Here is a 319-nt window from a genome sequence, read left to right as displayed (position 1 = left end):
ATGAAGGCTGCGGAACGCGGGGCCGATGACACGCTTGAGGCGGACATCGCGTTTCATGTTGCGGTGCTGCGGGCTTCCGGGAACCCGTTTTACATGCAGTTCCGGGAGGTTGTGGCGACGGCGCTGCGCACGTCGATCCGTTTCACGAACCGGATCAAGGGGCGCACGGCCAGCGTGGCCGATCATACGGCGGTGCGCGATGCCATCGCGGCGGGCGATGCCGACCGCGCCCATGCCGCCATGCGCCATCTGATCACCGATGTCCTCCGGCTGATCGATCAGGCCGAGGAAAAGGGCGCCGCCATCTGACGGCGCCCGG

Annotated in this window: 1 protein-coding gene; it reads left to right on the top strand. The window is 67.1% G+C overall.

Translation table 11 applies throughout. The features are described 5' to 3' along the window. On the top strand, positions 1–309 hold a 309-nt coding region (locus tag ACM9LZ_RS26085), incomplete at its 5' end, for a FadR/GntR family transcriptional regulator (protein WP_416622411.1). Positions 310–319: the final 10 nt, after the last annotated feature.

The organism is Niveispirillum fermenti, from assembly GCF_048066175.1.
Lineage (GTDB): Bacteria > Pseudomonadota > Alphaproteobacteria > Azospirillales > Azospirillaceae > Niveispirillum > Niveispirillum fermenti.
Note: the sequence above shows the minus strand (reverse complement) of the source record. Positions and strands in the feature narration are given on the sequence as shown.